Source organism: Corynebacterium sp. ACRPE (assembly GCF_022347435.1).
Classification (GTDB): Bacteria; Actinomycetota; Actinomycetes; order Mycobacteriales; family Mycobacteriaceae; genus Corynebacterium; species Corynebacterium tuberculostearicum_D.
This window is the reverse complement of the sequence record NZ_JAKRNA010000051.1, coordinates 1-1,809: the sequence shown is the minus strand read 5'-3', so window position 1 is coordinate 1,809 and position 1,809 is coordinate 1. Positions and strand designations below refer to the sequence as shown.

Genomic DNA, 1,809 nt, shown 5'->3' with positions numbered 1-1,809 from the left:
TCAATAGCTGCAGGGAAACGCCCGGTCCCATTCCGAACCCGGAAGCTAAGCCTGCACACGCTGATGGTACTGCAACCGGGAGGTTGTGGGAGAGTAAGTCACCGCCGACACCAAACAACAATAGATAATTTAATAACCCAAAAGAAGGGAAGAGAACGGAACACCCACCGTCCTCTTCCCTTCTTTCACGTTTTGCGGGGAGCAAGCATCACGCGACGGAACACGTAGCGAGCCGCGTGCCGCCGGGGTGTAGTAGGCGACGAACCCTAAACCTTTGCTTTTACCCCCGTTGCTGGTCGTGGCGCGACTCTGGGGTTCCCTGCGGATTTAGGACACCCTATTCGAACATAAACACCCCCACCGGGGTCACATGTCCACCAGTCGGGATACTATAAAGGCATTCGTTAGAAAATACATACGAACCCTTTTCTTCTCTGCTGGAGTGTCCTGCTTATGACTGCCACACTTGCCCCGCCCGAACCAGATACCACCCTCGACTACCCAGACACCCTCCTCATAGGTGACCACCCCGACACCGAGGCCCTAGACGATGGTGATGTGCCGGAAGCGTTCTACACCACCAACGCACCCGGCAACCACATCGGCAAAGCCGGCACCTACACACGCAAAACCACCTGGTTCCTCTACCGCGCCATCCTCCCCCAACTAGACGACGACGTCGACCAGAGCCTCACCAGCCTCGCCAAAGACCTCGGCATCTCCTACCACAAGCTCCTAGGCTTCCTGCGCGCCCACTTCCGCATGCGCCAACTACCCCTAGTCACCGAAGTCCAAGGCCAGCATTGGATACTCGACCTGACCAAACTGCGCATCATCGACCGCGAACTCACCCGCCTAGACAACAACCCAGACCACCTCGAAGCCATCGACGCCGCACTCGCAGACTTCCTCACCCCCACCACACCCAACCAAACCGTCCCCACCGACGCCGACCTTCGCCGCTTCATCCGCACCTTCATCGACACCCACCTGCGCCCCGAAGACAAAGAACAACAACCCGAACCACGCCTGCGCATCAACTACAACCCCGATAACACCACCACACTAACGCTAACCTGCGATAGCGCCACCGCCACCATCATCGCCCGCCACATCGACGCCTACACCAACCAGGCCACCACCACCGCCGCACAAGCACTCATCGACCTCATACTCGAAGACACCCACACCAGCGTTGCCATCAACACGTTTACCACCAACCCCGAGACCAACCTGGTCTTCCACCCCGGTGCCGGATGGATAAACCTCAACCACGCACCCACAGACAACACCTTCATCCGCCGACTCAACGCCGACGAGGCGGACTCCTATACCCCCAGCACCGACATCCGCGCCTACACCCAAGGCAGAGACGCCACCTGCCGCTGGCCCGGCTGCACCGTCCCCGCCACCCGGTGCCAACTTGACCACCGCATCGAATACCACCTTGGCGGGCCTACCAGCCCAGATAATTTAGTAAACCTCTGCCAACACCACCACAACATCAAAACCGACCGCAGAGTCCATTACATCCTCGACCCCATTACCGGAACCATCGCCTGGCTACACCGCGATGGCACCTACCAACTAGACCACCCCACGGGACCATTAGCCACACACCAAACCCACTGGAACCACACCTGGGCCCAATACCTCACACACCAACAACAACGAACACAGCGAAAGGATGGGGTTGCCCGCAAATTGTGGACACGTAGTGGAGCTACCTAGTGGTTAGGCGGCTATTTCTTTTCTGCTGGTGGTTAGACCGATGCGGTTCTCGAAGTCGGCGGGGCTTATCATCCCGAG

Annotated in this window: 1 protein-coding gene and 1 rRNA gene; both read left to right on the top strand. The window is 58.4% G+C overall.

Annotation, left to right across the window (positions count from 1 at the left end; all coding sequences use genetic code 11):
* Window positions 1-110: ribosomal RNA gene (gene rrf / locus MHY13_RS12040) — 5S ribosomal RNA — on the top strand; the annotation flags it as partial.
* Between the two features lie 343 nt (window positions 111-453).
* A complete protein-coding gene (locus tag MHY13_RS12035) occupies window positions 454-1,731 on the top strand; it encodes an HNH endonuclease signature motif containing protein (RefSeq protein WP_239283240.1) in 1,278 nt (425 codons plus the stop codon).
* Window positions 1,732-1,809 lie beyond the last annotated feature (78 nt).

Excerpts from the sequence above, each read along its gene's own strand:
- MHY13_RS12035 (WP_239283240.1), top strand. The coding sequence starts at position 454 with ATGACTGCCACACTTGCCCCGCCCGAACCAGATACCACCCTCGACTAC.